This is a genomic window from Exiguobacterium sp. QJM3NY_9 (assembly GCF_056173545.1).
In genome coordinates this window covers 329,922-349,733 of sequence record NZ_CM149679.1, presented here as the reverse complement: position 1 = coordinate 349,733, position 19,812 = coordinate 329,922, and the positions used below count along the sequence as shown (strand labels likewise).

At 36.6% G+C, this 19,812-nt stretch carries 6 protein-coding genes; 2 read left to right on the top strand and 4 right to left on the bottom strand.

Annotation, left to right across the window (positions count from 1 at the left end; all coding sequences use genetic code 11):
• The first annotated feature begins 149 nt into the window (after positions 1 to 149).
• Positions 150 to 3,209: a hypothetical protein gene (locus AC0VYQ_RS01815; protein WP_475404107.1), complete on the top strand. Its 3,060-nt coding sequence runs from the start codon at positions 150 to 152 to the stop codon at positions 3,207 to 3,209.
• Positions 3,206 to 7,876, top strand: a complete 4,671-nt coding sequence (locus AC0VYQ_RS01810) for a DEAD/DEAH box helicase (RefSeq protein WP_475404106.1) — start codon at positions 3,206 to 3,208, stop codon at positions 7,874 to 7,876. The genes AC0VYQ_RS01815 and AC0VYQ_RS01810 overlap by 4 nt, the downstream gene beginning before the upstream one ends.
• Positions 7,877 to 7,939: 63 nt before the next feature.
• On the opposite strand, the gene brxL is transcribed toward AC0VYQ_RS01810, so the two are convergent.
• The 4 genes from brxL to brxC form a co-directional block, all read right to left on the bottom strand.
• Entirely contained in the window at positions 7,940 to 9,997 is a 2,058-nt protein-coding gene (gene brxL / locus AC0VYQ_RS01805) for a protease Lon-related BREX system protein BrxL (RefSeq protein ID WP_475404105.1), read from the bottom strand.
• A 16-nt stretch (positions 9,998 to 10,013) separates the two neighbouring features.
• Entirely contained in the window at positions 10,014 to 12,572 is a 2,559-nt protein-coding gene (pglZ, locus tag AC0VYQ_RS01800; RefSeq protein ID WP_475404104.1) for a BREX-1 system phosphatase PglZ type A, read from the bottom strand.
• A gap of 30 nt (positions 12,573 to 12,602) precedes the next feature.
• Complete coding sequence (gene pglX / locus AC0VYQ_RS01795) at positions 12,603 to 16,136, bottom strand: BREX-1 system adenine-specific DNA-methyltransferase PglX (protein WP_475404103.1); 3,534 nt, start codon at positions 16,134 to 16,136, stop codon at positions 12,603 to 12,605.
• A gap of 79 nt (positions 16,137 to 16,215) precedes the next feature.
• Positions 16,216 to 19,794 (bottom strand): BREX system P-loop protein BrxC, encoded by a 3,579-nt coding sequence (brxC, locus tag AC0VYQ_RS01790; protein ID WP_475404102.1) that lies wholly within the window; start codon positions 19,792 to 19,794, stop codon positions 16,216 to 16,218.
• Positions 19,795 to 19,812: the final 18 nt, after the last annotated feature.

The window sequence follows — 19,812 nt, the reverse complement described above, 5'->3', positions numbered from 1 at the left end:
AAATACCTTAATATTACATTATTTAAATTATAATGGTATATTAAGTGTGAACAGTTTTTTAATTATGGATGGAAAATAAAAAGGTTTTTTTAGATATTTATAGAAAATATATATACATTATGTAGTTTATTGAGAAGGAGGATTTCATCATGGAATTTCACGTTTCTCAGAAGGAGGCGGAGTGGTCTTCTTACTGGCAGGAGCATGACCTCCAGTTCGCTCATGAACTTCCTTTAAAAAGTGAAGACATCGTGGCACTTCAGAAATGGATGAATAAACAATTTCAAAGTAGATGGCATGATTCAAGCCGTCGTATTGTAAACAGGCTTTGGAGTCATTACCCCTTCACTTGTTTACTTGCTACATCGACTATCGCGCTAAATCAGGAAGATGCAGGGTTTTGGACATTATTTGCTAACTTCTATTCAGTAAACGGCAATTTCGTTAATGATTGGAAAGAAGAAATGGACATCGCTCTACTCCGAAACTCAATCTATCGATCTGTGGATAATCATCGACGCTACTATCTCACGGCTTTAATCCATTCAGGTGTCACTTCAATTTATGCTTTAGAAAATATATACAATTATTTTATTAGCCAAGTGATTGAACAAAGAAGACAATTACCCAGTGCCATTCGTCAAGTTATGAACGGACAATGGCAATGGTCAGATCAATTAAAAAAACCAATCCTCCTTTATATCGAACAAAGTTTACGGAATCCAGAACCTCTTTTTCGCTTAAAAGAATTCTTCATGGAAAAGCGAACAATTAGTTCCTTTCCACCCTATATGCATAAAAATCTAAAGGCAATTCAAAAAATTGCTCAGGTAGAACGAAAAAAACATTCTCGGCGACAATTTATTTTTTGGGATGAAGTGCGTCACCGTCCACGTCTTAAGCTTCCTATCGTTGAACGAGAAAATGCTCATCGTGCCTATTGGATGATTGGAAATCAAACGATTCCTTGTCAACGTGAAGCTACTGAGCATTCAGTTCGTTTTCACCCTGTTGATACTGAAATTGATTATTCTCCAAGCCAAAAAATACTAACACTGATGATTGACTCAGAAGAAGAAGTCTACGAATTAACATCAACTTATCCCTATTACTTCAAGCAAAAGTTAGAGACGAGTCACTATGATTTATTACGAGGAAACTACGTTGAAGCTGGAACAGAAGTGGTTATCGTCAAACCATCGAATTTTTCAACGAATGAATCCTATCGACCTGTTTCTCATAAGTCTTGGAGTGGTTTTGAATATAAACGTTTTTCGATTCAAAGTGATACCGAACTTTACTTCCAATCAGAAGAGGGTTTCATCAGAAAACAATTCGTCACAACGTCAAAAGTAGAAGTCACTTTAGATACACCACCACTTTTTTACTCGACCGAAAAGCATTATGCGGAATTTCCAAAGTTACGATTCCATGACCTTGAAAGTTTTCAGAATTTATTAAATTGGTCTTTACAGGTCAATAATTCACCCTTCACCTTTGAACAATTTTCAGACGGCTTGATGCAACAAGGAGAAGATTTGATTTTAGATTTGCAAAAATTAAATATTAATCGGAATTTACTACAACGGGTTACCTTACATCTAAAAGATCAACATAAAGATCATACTTACAATTTAAGTTTCGTACTTTTTCCACGAGATTTTTATTATCGACGTTATCAAGATCATATTCGTTTTTCCTCACGACATCTTCAAAAAATTCGTATTTCGACAAAGACATTCAGTTCAAAAGAACAGAAGATTGATATATCGAATGATTACTTAAAGGCGTCTACACCTTTGACATTCACAATTGCTGGTCACCCTCTTTATAGTGTCGACTTCAATAAAGTATTTTTCGAATATGAAATCCTCTCTAAAAACGGTGTCGGTAAAGTATATACACCAGAAGAAGTAGATGATATCTCAATCCGAATCACTAGACTTTATCCATCACAAGAAATTCTTCATGCTTATTTATCCGTTAGTAACTCAAAAAAATCTGAACAGATACCAATTTCGATTAAACGTAATTATTATACGAATGTCATCTCCCTTAACATTTGCCATCATGTACTAAAACGTTTCGAATCTGGCAGCATCACACTCGTTATTAATGATCAATCCGAATTCATTTGTCATTTTACAGATGAGCTTCACCCTTTACTCCACATGGATGAATCATTCACTATCCATCTGGAACATCGACTTGAGTATGATATTAAATTCAAAGTTTTTCATCCATATAGCTTAGTCGAAAATGAAGCAATCTTTATTTTACCTCAAGGTTCCAATCATCTCTGCCTGAGTCCCTTTTCTGACCACGACGTCATTGTCAATGGAATCAAGGATGAGACAGATTGGTTCGGGAGCGATGACGATGTCATCACCTTCCCGAAATTGCAAAGGGCGTTATCCACCGAAAAACTAATCTCTTTAGTTCATTCATTAGACGAAACAAATTGGGCATCTTTCATCCATAAATTGAATACGTATGGAACAGCCTATTTTCAACAGCTCACCGACATCCAACCGTTCCTATTAAAACGAATTATAGAATCTTCAAAGCTAGCAGAATTAACAATTGCTACAATCGATACGAATCATGTTTCATGGGAAAACTGGGTCGACGCCTTCAGTATCTATTTATGGCCATTAAAACACCAACAATCATTCTATACAAAAACTGGAACGACAAGGCTCACCGATGAGTCATTTGGTCACTTAAGGACGTTCTCGCAGCTAAATTTATCTGACCGACATGCACTACGTCAGCAATTCAAACGATTTAACCCTGAAAATTTACATCCTCTTGATTTCAACATCATTGATAGCTGCAATCCTTATCTCGATGATCGTTTTTATCAAGATCCGAACGAAGTCATCTTATATAAACTGCATATTGAGAGTGAGCTTAAGTGGGCAGACTCTCAAATTCAAAAATGGATTAAGGCGGACAAGCTTCCACTCAAGGTACAAAAGTTGATTAATGAACGAGAGTTTCCGATAAGTGTCAATATGAATCAATTTCCGACACTCTTTTATATTACTTTACGAACAAAACTATTGGCTTTAGGGCTTTCACCTCGTTTAAACACACGTGCTAAACAACAAATCAATCAAAAGCTAAGAGGTCTTCCAGCTGTATCTATTAAAGACTTAAGTCACGACAGCTATCATCTTGTAACCGCTTGGGAGGAACGAACATGAGTATTCATCCGATAAATGCCACTGCCCGTCTCCAAAATCGATACATGGATTATTTGACATCTTTTTTTAAGATCAATAATCAAACGTTGCACGAACAGTTCAAACAAATCCTTCGTCTTAACAATCAGTTTTTAAAGGGTCCCTATCTAGAAGCAACGCTCCCTTATAAACCTGGTAAAACGATCACAGAGCTAATTCAAGAAAATATCGTCCATCCAGATATCGCACGTTTCTTGCCTGGTGGAGATACGTTTCGTTTATATCGTCATCAAGAACGTGCCATACGTCTCGCTAAAACGAAAAAATCCTTTGTCGTCGCTACTGGAACCGGGTCTGGTAAAACAGAGAGCTTCATGTTACCAATTTTTAATCACCTTCTCGAACAGAACGAAGCAAACGTTCTGACAGACGGTGTCCGTGCGCTTCTGCTGTATCCGATGAACGCACTTGCTAATGACCAACTTGATCGTCTTCGTGAACTGTTAAAAGATACGCCAGAAATCACATTTGGTCGATTTACTGGTGAAACAGAAGAAAAGAAAATAAATGCTCTTCAATCTTACAAGGCACAGTATAAAAAAAATCCACTTCCGAATGAACGATTGTCACGTGAAGAAATACGTCGTAATCAACCACACATCCTGATTACGAACTATGCGATGTTGGAGTACTTGATGATGCGTCCAGAAGATAACACCCTTTTTTCAGGACGATTTAAGAAAAATTGGCGTTTCGTCGTTTTGGATGAAGCACATACGTATGATGGTGCGACAGGTGCTGAAGTCGCTATGCTGCTTCGACGATTAAAGACCGAAGTAGAGCATGAATCGCCTTTACAGTTCATCGCTACTTCTGCGACACTCGGATCATCCGAACAAGCAAAAAGAGATGTCATGTCATTCGCAAGTAAACTGTTTGGTCAAGCTTTCTCGTTAGAAGCAGGGCAATTGGTCATGTCTGAACGGATTGACTACGACGAACTCTATTCAGCAATCGAACTACCTGACTCGACGATTTATCTTGAATTACAGACTTGTTATGCCGAAAATCGTCTACCCGACTTAAAACGCTATGGTTATCTAAAAGATTACTCAGGGCATCCTAAACAGGTGATTTATGATTTACTCGCACACGATCGACGGTTGCATACCTTACGCAAAAAATTGAGTGATGTCCATCTGTTGATTGATTTAGCAGATGAAATCTTCTCGGAGTTAAAGCGAGAAGATGCAATCGAGCGTTTAATCGCACTGATTGATATCGCGACGCTCGTCCAAGATGAAGCTCGTCCCAAACTGCTACCAGCTAAATATCATACTTTTTTCCGGGCTCTTGAAGGTGCTTATCTTGAATTTCATCCACAAGAAAAGCTCCATCTATTTCCAAAGTATAAATCCGAATCTGGTCATCCTATTTATGAGATGGGTGTCTGCCGCCGTTGTGGAGAAGTACATTGTTTTGGACACTCCCCTCATTCCGGTCTACTCGTACCCCAAAGCTCGAACGGAAAAGTCTTGAACACGATGTTTTGTTTTAAATCGACTGATGGGATGTCTTCTGATTTAGAAGACGAGCCAGTTGCAACCATCTCTCAAAAGGATTGGTGTCCGTCTTGTGGTAAAACAAGGTTTGCTTCTGAGACTTATTTACCTTGCGAATGTGATGTTCCTCTTCGTCAGATTTCAACGATTGATATTTCTGAACATTCTGCGTCCTGTATGTCATGTGGTCTTCCTTCCCATCGTACTGATGCGATTCGTCGTTTTTATACCGGAGCAGATGGTGTAACTTCAGCACTCGCAGCCCAACTGTATCAAGAACTTGTCTATGGGAATCCAACAACATCCACTGGACAAGCTAACAATGCTATCGAAGATGATTGGTTCGACAGCGATGAACCTATCGTGATAGAAGAGCAAAAAGAAACATATGAAACTCAGAACTTGATTGTTTTTTCCGATTCTCGACAGGATGCTGCCTTCTTTGCACCTTTCTTGGATCGAACATATCGTAATTATCTGTGGCGTTCTTACTTTTGGCGCGCCATTCAAGGAACGACTGACACCGTCTCTATCATGGAATGGAAAAACCTTACCCTCCATCTAAGTGGTGCGCGCTCGATTCATCTTTTTGATGATTTGACGGTTGATCAAGAAATCAAGCTTCGACTTTTCCGTGAATTCATCTTAAGTGATGATGATTTTTCATTAGAGAACCTTGGAATGATTGGATTCGACTTACCTTTAGATTCGGATGATAAAATAAAGCTCGAAACCATCATCTCAAAACAGATGCAAATCAAACCTGAACATGCTTGGTCTTTCTTAATGACCATCTTTTATTATTTACGTCTTCAGGCAATCGTCGGAATTTCAAAAGATTTAGATCGAAGACACGTTTTACTAGCGCCGAAGGACCATGTTTATGGCATCGTAGCAACCGGTGGTCATCCAACGACGTATATAAAGAATTTCGTACCCGAACGAACAAATGTGTTTTTGCAATGGTTTGAGCGGTATTATGACCGCTATGAGATTCCTTATACGACAGAAAGTATCAAAAACACACTCATGAATTTATTTAATAAAGTACTTGTTAATCCAAAATCACCGCTTCATAAAGTTTTTGATCATTACGACTCTGAGAAGAATCAGTCTGAACGTTGGGTTTTACAGGCAAATCATTTTCACGCGTATATCCCAGAACACCTCTATGTCTGCACGCTTTGTAAGGTAGTTCATACACACGATGCTGGTATCTGTAAAACACGCAACTGCAAGGGGCATCTCGAACAGACTACAATTACTACACTCGAGCAAGGTGCACATTATCGAGAAATGTACCAGACGATGCTTCCGATTGATATGGTCGTCAAAGAACATACGGCCCAACTATCAAATCGTCTCGGACAAGAGTATCAGAATCAATTCATCAAAAAAGAAATCAATGTTTTATCTTGTTCGACGACCTTCGAGATGGGGATTGATGTCGGGAGTCTAGAATCCGTCTTCATGCGCAACGTACCTCCGAAGACAAGTAACTATATCCAGCGGGCTGGTCGCGCCGGACGAAGTTCGTCTGCTGCCGCATTTGCCTTAACATTTGCTCAAAAGAAATCGCATGATTTAACCTATTTCGAGAATCCGAAAAGTATGATTGCTGGCGACGTCAAAGCACCGATATTCTCAATCGATAACGAAAAAATCATTCGTCGTCATATTCATGCGACCGCGCTATCTTTATTCTTTAAGGAGCAATCACACTTTTATGGTAATTGTGAGCGCTTTTACCGACTAGAAGAATCGGGTGATAAAGGACACGAAGCGTTCATCGAGTGGTTAAAGACACATCCGGCATTATTGAAACAACAACTTTTCTCTATCGTTCCAGTTGCTCTTCAAAAACATCTTGGAATCGAAAATTGGGATTGGATTGATGTCGTTGACAGTCAGGAAGAAGCCTTTTGGACTGCTTCCTTACAGTACGCAACAGATATCGAAAGCTTAAATACAATTTATGAGGAGCAATCTGCTCAACGAAATAGAGTGGATTCGTACGGAAAAATGATTACGACACTTAAAGAAGAGCAATTGATCGGTTTTCTCTCTTCGAAAGGTTTTTTACCGAAGTATGGATTCCCTGTCGATACGGTCGAAATGAAACTGCTCGATTCAGACTATCGTTCGAAACTGCGTTTACAACGTGATTTGAAACTAGCGATTTCTGAATATGCGCCAGGTAGTAAGTTAGTCGCGAATGGGATGTTAATCGAATCCACAGGTGTGAAGTTGATTGAAGGCAAGCAATTGCCAGTACATCACTATACACATTGTCGTCACTGCAATAAATATAGTTATGTCGGTAAGTATGGTGTTAACGATGACCGCGAGATGGACTGCGAAAAATGCGGAGAGCCACTTCAAGTTAAATATTATGCCATTCCGAAGTTCGGCTTTTACGGAAAAGCCAAGCCTCTCAGTACGGAGCGGCGACCAGAAAAAGCATTTGGTTCGCGTGTCTTCTTTGCAGAGTATGGAGAGAGTCAGACACCAGAACCCATTCATTTAGAAGGGAATCGTTATGAACTCGACTATATATATTCCCATTATGGAACGCTCTCTGTCGTCAATGATAATAAAGGTCAACAGTACTGGATTTGTTCGACATGTGGCACACAAGTCGAGGGGAAAAAAACTCATAAAACTCCTTTCAACGGAACCTGTCGTTCGCATCATCGGATGACCGTCCATCAAGCACCCGTTTCACTTGGCCATCACTTCACAACGGATGTCTTACGCCTATCCTTCCGATTTTCGAATGGAATCCGTCTCTATGAATCGTACCAGTCCTATTCCTTACTATTTGCGTTGATTCGTTCTACAAGTTTCCTCTTACAAATCAATGAGGATAATTTAGGTGGGGTCATCCATTATGAAGCATCGACTAGCACATATGATTTAATTCTATACGATGACGTTCCAGGTGGAGCTGGATTCGTTCAAGCAGTTAGTCATAAGCTACCAGAAATCATGGATCATGTTCGAACGAGTATTCAAAACTGCACGTGTGATGTGGATACGAGTTGTTATACGTGTTTACGTTCCTATCGAAATCAGTTCTTACACGATCAATTGAAACGACAACATGTAATCGACTTGTTTAAGTAAATACCTACAAAAAATACCTTCCATTTCTGATTCACATCAGCTTTGGAAGGTATTTTTGCGGCTCTAACTTACACCAAGTGCTTTAAATACAGCATCTGTTGGGTCTGCATAAAATACTGGTTGTACTTTGACTAATAAATCAGGTGGAACAGTTTGTAAATCCATAACAGATGATGCAGGGATTAATACTCTTTTCGCGCCTGCATCGACACAGACTTGTAAAACACTTGCAAATTCTTCAACCTTTGCGATTGTTCCCCCAACAGTCATATTACCAATAACGACTGTACTCTCTTGAACCGGTTTGTCCAATGCTGCTGAGCAAAGGCCAATTAGTTCCGCAATCGCAAGTTCATTCGTCAGTCCAATTCCTTGAAGATCACTAATATGCATCAAGTAATCTTTGGTTTTGGTACTAATAGTATTACTAATGTTTTTACTGTTAGCTGTGAAGAAACGAAAAGCTGTGTCTAAGCTTTCTTTTGTCTCTCGAGAAGAACCAACACCCGATTTATCAAACTTACCCGTTCCACTGACAACTTGATTTTCGAGTTTGTAAACGCCTATCATACCTGAGTTACCATGCCCTACCACATAGATATGTCCGGGCTTACCCATGCCTTCAGGAATGAGCTTTCCACCACCTTGTTCCGGTACGGAAATATGTTCTTCTTCCAGTGTCTCTTTATCGATATAAGAAAACATCACATCATAAAATTCCATGCCACCAATTTTCTTTAATTGTTCCTTGACTCGGCGACGTCCTTCTAATGCATAACGCAAAATTTCTTCAATATCTTCCTTCGTATAAATTCCATTTGGGTAGATGAGCTTTACCATCCCTGATACTGTTTTGCGCACGGCTATAGTATCTCGTTGGTTTAAGTTATTACCTAATTTAAAATAACTGTCTGTTGAATCCGCAAACGAGCGTTTTCTCATTTCTCTAAAGAATTCAGCGATATAGTCTACAATGAATCCGTATTTATCAGTAAAGAAGTCTGGTCGCATTTTGGGAATTTCCCAGCCCGGCATATAATAATGCATTCGATCAAAGAATGCCGTATCATTTGCCATTTCTTCAGGAAATGGTGCAAATAAATGTGAGGTTTTTAATAAGACATCTAAACTTTGATTGATATTACCAACAAACACCATAGAGGCCGAAGCATTTTTTTCTTCTTTACCTCTGGCAAACGATCCTGAAGCCATATAATCCTTCATAATTTGAATGCCATCTTTGTCTTTAAATCGAATACCTGCGACTTCATCAAATGCGACGCAATCCCACATTCCAACCAGTCCAACTTTTCGAGTAGACATATTATAGAACAAATTGGCTACTGTTGACTGTCCACCCGATACTAAGATGGAGTTAGGTGAAATTTCTTTGTATACATGTGATTTTCCTGTTCCACGAGGTCCAAGTTCACACATGTTGTAATTATTTTCTACGAGAGGTACCAGTCGTAAAAGTAAATGCCACTTTACACGTTCTTCTAATTGTGTCGGTTCCATCCCAGTCGATCGAATCAATGCATCGATCCATTCATTTTTTGTAAATTGCTTGCGCCCTTCAAATACCTCATTCATGTCCATATTCGGCATTTGAATTGGCTGAAGACTGCTAACACTAAATGGATTTGAAGCTCGCCCTTCCTCATCGTAATAATAATCAATCTTGACCATACACCAAATGCCACCGACAAGAAGTTTATCAAACTCTTTTACAAAATTAGAAGGAATCGGAACACCTTTTAATCCAAGATTCGAAAACTCCGCTTCATACGTATCAATCTTCGGATTTAAAGCTACTGTCACTTTATCAATAATTGAATATTGTCCCAGTTCACGAATTCTTGATTTGATTTTTTCTGATTCGTCTGGACGAACAAAGTTATCAGTCAAGATTTTTTTTACGCGATCTACACCTTCTTGAATGCTCTGTTCATCATCAGTCGCTGCATACATTCCTAACAAATACTCAAGTACATATACAGGAACATTTGCACCTTCTTTAATGAGCTTAGTTAAGTCTTTACGAACAACTCGCCCAGCAAATACATCATTTAATTTCTTATCAAGATCTAGTGTCGAAGCCCCATCTGTTTCTTCTGCCACAAGTACACCTCCTCAATTAAAAGTCAAAATCACTGACAATTCCTAGATTAATGGAGAATGGTATCTTCTCTGTTACAACTCCTGTTTCTAAATCTTTTACAAGTAAATAATAAGTTTTGCTACGATCATACGAAATACTTTTTAAGACAAATTGAAGCTTAAATATACGATCCCCAGGGTTATCAAATGTACGATCTCCAATAATTGTTTCTTCATTGGATAAAACCGTTCCATCGATATCTTCGATACAAATAACCACTGTACGCGGAATCATCTTATCTTCGACTTTTTCTGTTTGGAAAAAATTTAAATTGAAAATACTGTTCGTAATTTTGCGTGTCGAACTTGTGAGTTTAATGTCTACTTTTTGGAGAGCATAAGATCCCTTTTGACCAGCTCTTTTGTTTTTGTAGACAACTAACGGAACCACAACTTCTTGTAAACTTGCACCACCATGAACAAAGTTGACGCCAGTCCCTTGCATGCGATTCCGAATCGTCCCATTTGGTACATAGGCTGTCAGTTGCTCTTCATTATCTACAATTGAAGACAAGTTAATGCCAAGCTGTCCAGAAATTTCGCGTTTTTCTTTCGACAATACATAGCGACGCTTTACTTCGACCGCATTTAATACTTCATTACTTATTTTATCGCTGTCTTCTAAGGCATCACGTTGATATAAAAAACCATGGTCAGCAGTGACGTAGATGTTCGTTCCACTTAAATCATCGCGAATCATTTTAACTAATGCCTTTAACTGATTTAGGGCTGTTTCAACCGCATTGAACGTATAAATTTCAGTAGAAGCTTTATCGCCCATTGCATCAATTGTGTCGTGGTAAATATATACAACGCGTTTCCCTTTAAAGGTTTCTCGACGACCGGCTTTATTCATGGCAAGCATATCTTGGAAATGAATGGCTAGACTATCTTCTACATAAGATTCGATAATCTTTTTGCGACTTTCGAGTCCTGCCGAATCCCTTCCGTCTACCAGCATACGACCGTTTTCATCAAAATCTAAATTACGATGTGGTAGCAGTGCTGCCATACCTAACTTCGTTACAGAAGGAACTACGCCAAGCATGGATTGCATTTCACAAATACCTGTCGTTTCAAAGTTCAAAAGATCTATCAGTTCCAATCCCACTTCATAACGCATGGCGTCTGAAACAATAACGAAAACACGTTCACCTTTTTGAACATGCGGAGCAATCGTTGACGAATAAAAACTTTGCTGACTTGGAACTCCCGGAAGCGACCATTCCTCAATCATTTCCGACTTAACCGATTTCGACCAATGGGAGCTTAATTCGCCGATAAACCAGTTGGTATACAAGTGTTCGACAAGTTCTTTTAACTTTTTCACTAACTCGTGATTACTTTCTTCATCGTAGGCCACATAGAACTTCCGGTAATACGTATCCATAACGAAATACTCATCACAATAAGCTTTGTATAAATCAATGGCTGGCCCTTGTGAAATCCCTTGTTGATGAGCTTTATAAAACTCATGCATTTTTACTGTGTAATAAAGAGATTCATAAATCGATGCGTATTTTTCGTAATAATGTTTTACACGTCTTAATTTAATAAGCTTTGTATACTCCTCGTAATCCTCCAGCTTTTCCATTAAGTTATTCGCAATATAGAGGATAATAGCTTTATCGGTATACGGGAATATATCTGCCTGTTTAAGCTCATCTACCGGGATATCTTGCAGAATATTTGGCAGTTGGATTTCCTGTTCTACCATTTCAGCATACTGATCAAAGACTACACCATGTGCTTTATGATGCATCCAGTGATCAATAAACACCAACACATTCGCCTTATTTCGTACAGCTATAAAATCCTTTACACTCGTTAAATATTCATCATTTATAGAATGCGTGAACGCTGTAACGGTTAAATGGATAAACAAAGTCTTCAAGGTCTTGGTTTCGCGTACATATCCATAGTATTTTGCGACATATTGCCAAAATATATCTATATCAAAAAATCGTTTTAGTTGAGATAAGGGTTGGTTTTCATTCTCATCAAGCGTATCCATCAACACTTCTTTTAACACCGCTTCAAAATCCGGTGTTTTTACATTACACAATACACTCATAATCGCCAACTCAATTGTTTCTTCCGAATAGGACTCGATAGCGAATGACTGAAATTTACGGAAGCGTTCTTTATTGTTAAAAAATCGTTCATTTTTCTTAATAATTGTTCTCAGAGAGAGATCCATCTGAAGTTCATTTAATATAAGTGAGATTCGATCCGCGAAAAAGACCTTAGAATAGAGCACTGTATCCGCTAACCAATTATCTTCTACACCTAATTCTAGATTGGTATAAATCAGATAATAAGACGTCGGATCTTCTTCTTCCAACAAATACTTTATATAAAATGAATTTCGATCAGATAATGTTTGGACTTTAACATTCGGTAATGCTAATTGACCAATTTCCTCCGTAAATTCTTTGTCTTTATCCACCCAAAACACAAGCTTTCGTTGTTCGCCATCATTTAACAGTTCATCGAAGATGTCTTGTAGCGCGGACTCAATTTGTGTCATGTTCATAGCATTTACCTGCCTTTTAATTACTTCCAACTATATCTTTACCACTAAACCCTTAAATTTTTCATAGTTCACTTTCACACCATCATCTAGGTCAATTTCGATTTGCATATCTGCCATGTGATGAAGTAACTCGTCGTAAGCTTTCAATTCATCAATTTTTTTGTCAAGCGACTTGAGTTCTTTCTTAGCGTTACTGATTTCCTTCGTAGTCGAATCTCCTTCAATAATATCAAGCAAGTCTTTCTTTTCCGCATCTAAGCGAATTTGAACTTCGTGTAAATAGTCCGTCCGCATACGAGAAAGCGTCGTTTTATCATAGCGATGCATATAGATTAAGCAGTTAAATGCCTTTTCCTTACCTGATGTGAATAACCAGTAAATTGGTCGTTTCTTATATAGTTGCACATGATCTTTATAAAAATCATTTAAAAAATAACGACGCAAACTTTCTCTTGGTGTTTCATTTTTCTTTCGACCAATCGCCTCTACAATAAAGTCTAGATTTTCTTCAAGTGTCTTTTCACTAAATGTTAATCGAATAAAGTCAATAAATTTTGTGACGATATCGTCATGGAAATAAGCACCTGAAAGAATTGGGATAACATTATTTCCAATCGGATTTCTTTTATATTGTGGATTATTAATATCTTCCCCAGCATTTATTAATCCTTCTTTTTTTAGAGAATAACGTTCAAAATAACAACCAATAAAATATGAAATAAAGCTTTTTATATCCATATTCAGATTTGCTCTTCGGACTGTAACATCTTTATCATCAATGTCTGATGAAAGCTCATTATTTAAATTATATATATTTGTAAAGATATAATTTAATTTTTCTTCATTAGTTTTAAGTTGGTTAAATCGAAGCGCAGAATCTCTTTCCCATAGATAAAAATTCTCTTTAATAGTAGGTGAATTATATTTTAATAAGGGGTGTTTTTTAAAATCCCATGATTCTTCGTATGAATCCCAATCTTCTTTTGAGAGTCTAATACAGTTTGACACGGTAAGATCAATTTCATTTTTATATTCACTTGAAATATTTACTGGAATCGTCGATACTACACCTGAACCAGTATTAATTGTTGGATTAATAATCTTTATAACCATATTTGCAAATTTTGAATTTAATAATCCTGCAAAGTAGTAGTAGTGGTCATCATCATGTACAAAGAGTCCATTAGCTCCTGAATCAAATATCATTCCTTTACCATAACATCGAACACCAAATGTATTCATAGTTACTCCTGACCATGTAATACCTTTTTTGAAATAATATTGTTCATTACTGATTTTCCAGCTTAAATTATCTCCGAGTTGAGGATAAACTAATTTTGTATTCTCCTTAATTTCTTTACCATCAAATTCCCAATTAACAACAAAATTGTTATTTCCGTACCATTTCCTGAATGCCCCTCCTTTATTATATGGTATCCATTTTTTCTTTTCATTTATAACATCATTAGAACTCTCTAAACCAATCCCTATTTTTTCTTTACCAACTTCATGCCAGTACCTCAAGAATCTATCGTTATCCCCTGTTCTCATACCAATACAGGAATCAGCATAATGGCTCAATTCTTTTAATTCATTGAATATTCTACTTACATTTTTACTTATCCAATATGCAAAAGGGGACCCTGGTATAGTATTAAACGATTTTTGATTTATTGTGTAAAGATTTTTTTCTGATTTCCCACTTAACACGGACATAATTTTTTTTCTTTTTTCGACAGCAGAACGTTCATCAACTACTCTAATGTATATTCCTTTAAAATCATTGGAGAAAGTGTTTCTTAACACAAATGTTGTAGACTGCACTACCTCACCACTTATTTCTTCAAATGCTCTAGGTCCTAGATGGATCATTGAATCTATATTCTTTATACTTATTATTTTTTCACGTAACTTTTTAAAACTTGATAAGAACATCCATGAATGTTGATTAATTGCAGCATAAAATGAATTCTTTTTTAAATAGTGATTTACTTCCATGAAAGCGGAAAACAAATCTGATTTAGAATCGGGATAGTTCTTTTTTAGAAAATCTGATAACTCTTTATTCATACTCCCCGAACCCATATAAGGTGGATTCATAACTACAATGTCATATTGCTTACTCATAATTTTCGTTTGCTTGATCAGAAGCGGTAGCTCAGTTATTACTTGATCACGCTTTTCAGTGTCGAATATGTCAGCTACTGGACTCTCTTTAATCTCGTGCAGCCTTTCTTCTAAATACTTTAAATCAGTTTCATCCACTTGAATGAGCGAACCAAATGTTTTAGCAGTTTGATATTGTTCAATAAATACTCTGGTTTGTGCGAACCTAGTTCCTTCGCAGTCTCCAACAATATAGGAAATGACATCGTTATCCCAGCTATTCGTTTCCTGTATAGCTGCTAAGTTTAATGAAAGTCCTTCTTTTTCAATACTTCTTAGGAAACGCTTATTATATTGCAATGCTTTCATAACCACGGAAAAACTTGCTAATTGATAAGCGCGATCGTCAATATCTAATCCATACAAATTGTTTTCAAGAATTAATCTTGGGATTTCTCGTTCTGTATACCCACACTTATTATAAATCTCATACAACACATCAAACATATATAATAGAATATGTCCACTGCCCATTGCAGGATCAAAACATTTAATTTCTTCTACGTTTAATTCTTTATCTATATACGGAGCAATTTTTTCTTGGAAATTTTCTTGTTCATGTTTCAAGAAAAACTCCCAATTTTCTATTAAGTCGTTATGTTCAGGATGAGCTTCTGTCCAATAACGTCCGAGTGAATTTTGCACCATATATTGAACAATCCAATCGGGTGTAAACAGTTGTGTAGCAAAAGGGATTTCTTCTGCTTTATACTTATTTTTCGCTTTGAAGACTCGATCTTTTTCTTCTGCAATATAGTATTGGTACAGCCAACCAATGACCTCTGTTTGTTTCCAATTCTCTTCTGGTATAAATTCTAAATTTATCATTTGACTAATAAATGAATCTGTTCCAAGTAATCCTTCAGGGAAAAGAATTTCAGAATAATCTTCAATCGTCTCGAACATAAATGGCATATAACGATTCAAGTCATTGCAATGCATTTTGATCAAGTATTTAAATAACTCATCTGTTTTATTATTCAGTTTTAAGTCGTACACATACTCTTTATCCAAATTTAAATTTAAAGACAATGCTTCTTTCATCATGTCTGGCTCCACACTATCTGAATTGGAAGAAAGCACGCGGACTTTTGTTGGAAGGTAATCATTTACCTCCATGTAACGCAGTGCGACAAAACGATTGAACCATGTATATGCCGTTTCATCCATTACACGGTCAAAACCTATGTCATTAATTCGAGAAATGAGTTTATTTCGCTGTTTTCTTTCTGTATCGGAAAGCTGTCTACCTTCAATAAAAACAGCGTCTGAGCTTTCTACATTTACTTCTTGAATTGACTCCGCAGTAATACCCAATTTTCTAGCTTGAAGTTCTACTTTTTCAAGTAATTCTCTTCTTGCTTCAGTTGCGAATTTTTTTAATGCTGATTTGTTCAATGCAATCACTCCTTATAAAAATCACAGACACCGACAAACTAAATTTTGTCGGTGCTCATGTCTGCTAGAAATCCATGCTTTAATCTATAAATTTGATTTCTTTATTTGATTTAATTATTTGTTTTAACTTATGAGACAAGGCATTAATATACTTGTCTACATCTTGTTCTGTCTTTAATGTATTTATATCAACTAAGTTTTTTACTTTTACACTTTCTGTACGAATTTCTAGTGGGCTAATTGGTGGGTCAACAACCTCATCGCCATGTCCTCCTTGATGCTCTTCTTTTTTCTTACGTTGCCATTCAGCAATTTCTCGTTTGATGCTGAGGATACTTTTTTCTTTAAAGCTTGTACTTTGAGCAATCGTTGCATCGACTTTATAAATATCAGTAAATACGCTCAAATTAGTTTGCAAGATTTTATAGCGTTCTTCGATTTGCTGCTTTGTTTCGTTAGATACTCCGTATTGTCTTAAGTATAGAAATAACTCGTCATAATCCTCTTTCAGCTTTTCTTGAACATTAATTTTTTTCTCAGATAAAAGGGACGTCATTTGCTTTTCTAATTTGTAGACCAATTCTGGAATTTCTTTAATCTTACGATAAGGAATTGGGTTTTTGATAATATCTTCAAGACTTACCATAGCTTCTGTTACAGTGTCCTCTGACAAATATGCTTTGTTTTCTTCGTACTTATTCAATCCGGCTAAGCCTTGATCAAAAATCTCTTTCTGATTCGTGTCAAAGAAACTCTTCACATAAACGATATCTTCTTCCCAGTCAATCAAGTCTTCTTCGTGCTCTGTTAACTTGTTAAAGAATGTAACGTTATCAATTTTTTGATTAAATTGAGTAAAGTACTCAAGCCCTTTATCAAGTAGGCTCATTCCTGGATACTTCCGTCCTTCGTAACGTACTTTATACGAATTAATTTCGTCTATTTGTTTACTGATGAGTGCACGAATATCTTTGACAAGACCATCCTCATCATCTGCTAAATCCGTGGTGTTGAAAACTTCTCTGCAGACCCGCTTGGCTGTCTGAATGAGTGCACCGTCAACCTTCATCCGTCTAAAAAGGAGTGCTTTATCCGATTCGCCTGCTTTTCCAAAGACTGTTATTAATTTATTTGTGTCTACCTCAGGTTCTAAATATTCTGCATTGTATCGAATGCGAATACGTTGTTCTTTTAACAACTCTGCAAGCAAACCGGCAATGTCCAGCTGCTTCCATCCAAATGGCTTATCTTGAAAGCGATCATATACCAATTTCACGCGGTTTTGTTTTTGTGCTTGATCCTGCATATCGATAAATTCATAGACTTCTCGTTTAGCTAATTCATTTGGTTTTGTCACGATGCTATCGTCTAAAGATAATTGATCGTTGGTTGAAGCTAAAATAACGATCAATTGTCGCTCATTCTCTATATTCTCTTTTATATATCCTAATTTAAAATATACATTATCGATTAATTGTTTAAAGGCAAAGTTAACTTTTTCTTTTACGGAAGAACCTTTACTATCCATTTTGTCTCCATTGACAAAGAAAGATCCATTTTTAATCGCATCATCTAGCAGCTCACGTACTCTTCGTCTTCTTTCACGCACTTCAGCTTGCTTGTTGTTTAAGATGTTTTGAATATTTTCTGGAAGCTGTGTAATGTTCTTTTTCTTACGAAATTCTTCTATTTTAAGTGCTTCTTCTATTTCCTCAACGTATGCTTCACTACCACCTAATTTAATTACCATTTCACTACTGTCTGAAGTCATCATCATCATTTCCTGATCTGACTTTTGATAGTTGTCTGATAGCGGAGATAAGATATGCAACCCGATACTAGATGTCTGAGCCCCATAATTTTTTTCGTCCATTTTTTGATTAAAACTAAAGGAGTAAAATTTATTATAGGTGAATCGTTTATTCTCGTATAAATCTTGGAAGATATAGTTGGCTAACTCACGTTTAATAATGTCTTCATCAATATTCATTTGTTTAATTTCACGGTTAATATCTTGTTCATCATCTGTTAAGAAGAGATAGTGCTCGCCATTTTTTTGAATCAAGGTTTGTCCAATTAGCTTTCTTAAAGAAACCTTAATTTTTTCTTTAAGCTGCAGTTTATCTTCATTAATATGGGTAACCATAAGTGTCGCAATATTATCGATGCTTGCTGGCAATTCTTTAATATATTTAATCATGAACAGTACTTTCAATAAATCCTGATTAAATCGATCATCTTTCAACACAGAATTCTCAGTTGCCCCTTCAATAACTCTAGATATCGATGGGTTTAAAAATTCTTTGATTGTATCGTAGAAGGAATAAAAAGGGATTAGAGAGCCTTCCTCTTCGTCTTTATATCGTAGTCCTGCTTCTTTAAAAGCAGAAAGCATCGAGCGTTCACCTTCAGATAAATGCTTGCCCGATGAGCCATGTTTACGTACTTGCTCAAATACATTTTGTAATAATTTAAATTGGTATGGGATGAACGGGTAGACTTCAGCAAACTCTTTCTCATTATTGTATCCTCTAAGTTCCGCTGTACTACCAGTAAAACTGATAAGATTTTTTAAAATTGGGCTTTTTTCAGGGTATAGCACTTTTAGTTTGTCATTAACGTGCTTATGCTTCTCCAAAATCCGCTTTTTAATAACTTCATCGACTGATATCGAAGATAACGATAGTCTTGTATCAAAGCGTCCTTGAATACGAGAAAAATCATCACCTTTAACTTTTACTATGGAGTCAATACTTTCTTGTGATGTCACCATAATCCACACTTTTCCTTGCGCATGTGTCCCTAAATCCTCTGTTAATGTTTGCAAGTTAAGCATTAAATCACGACTATCTCCTATGTATTGACCAATCTCATCAACTAAAAATACCAAGTGAAATTTTGGTCCTTTTTCATCGATGTACTCTTTTACGTCTCTAGAGAATTTTTCAATACTAATTTCAAAATTGTTTACACCTTCATTAAACCAGTCACGTGCAGTTTCTTCCGACATATCTGTCGCTTTGGTTAATGCCCCGATGATATAATCTGCATCAAAGTAGAAGCTGTTACGACGTTCCTCCCATATCTCACCTGCTAACGTATAAAATTCTTGTTTAAACGTTTCATAAAAGCCTCGTTTATCCAGGTATTTCTCCATTTCAGCTACACCTGGAATATCCCCATAATAGCCTCTATGTTCGTAAAACACTTTCATGAAAACGCGCAAAATAGCATCTTCTTTTGATTTGCTACCTAAAGAACTTTTAGAATCAATGTTAAATAAAATTACTTCTGTATCCACATCAGCAGTACGTTTCATATTGGAATAGACTAATGTATCTTGTACTTTGTTTTCAAAGAAATCGATTGGATGCTTTCCTTTAACAGACTGATTCTCTAATAGATATGCGAGAATTTTAAGAAAGTGAGATTTACCGGATCCGAAGAAGCCACTAATCCAAACACCCATCTTATCTGTCTTTCCATTAATTCCTTTTTGATAATTGTCGTAGAACTTCGAGAAATGTTTGTGCAACTCTTGCGTGACCACATATTCGTCAAGTTCTTGATAAATATCCTTTTCGTTCGTTTGTGCGACTTTAATAACGCCACGTATATCACGTTCAATATCCTTTAAGAACATCTCTTTAAGTAGCATGTAAAATCCTCCTCGTCT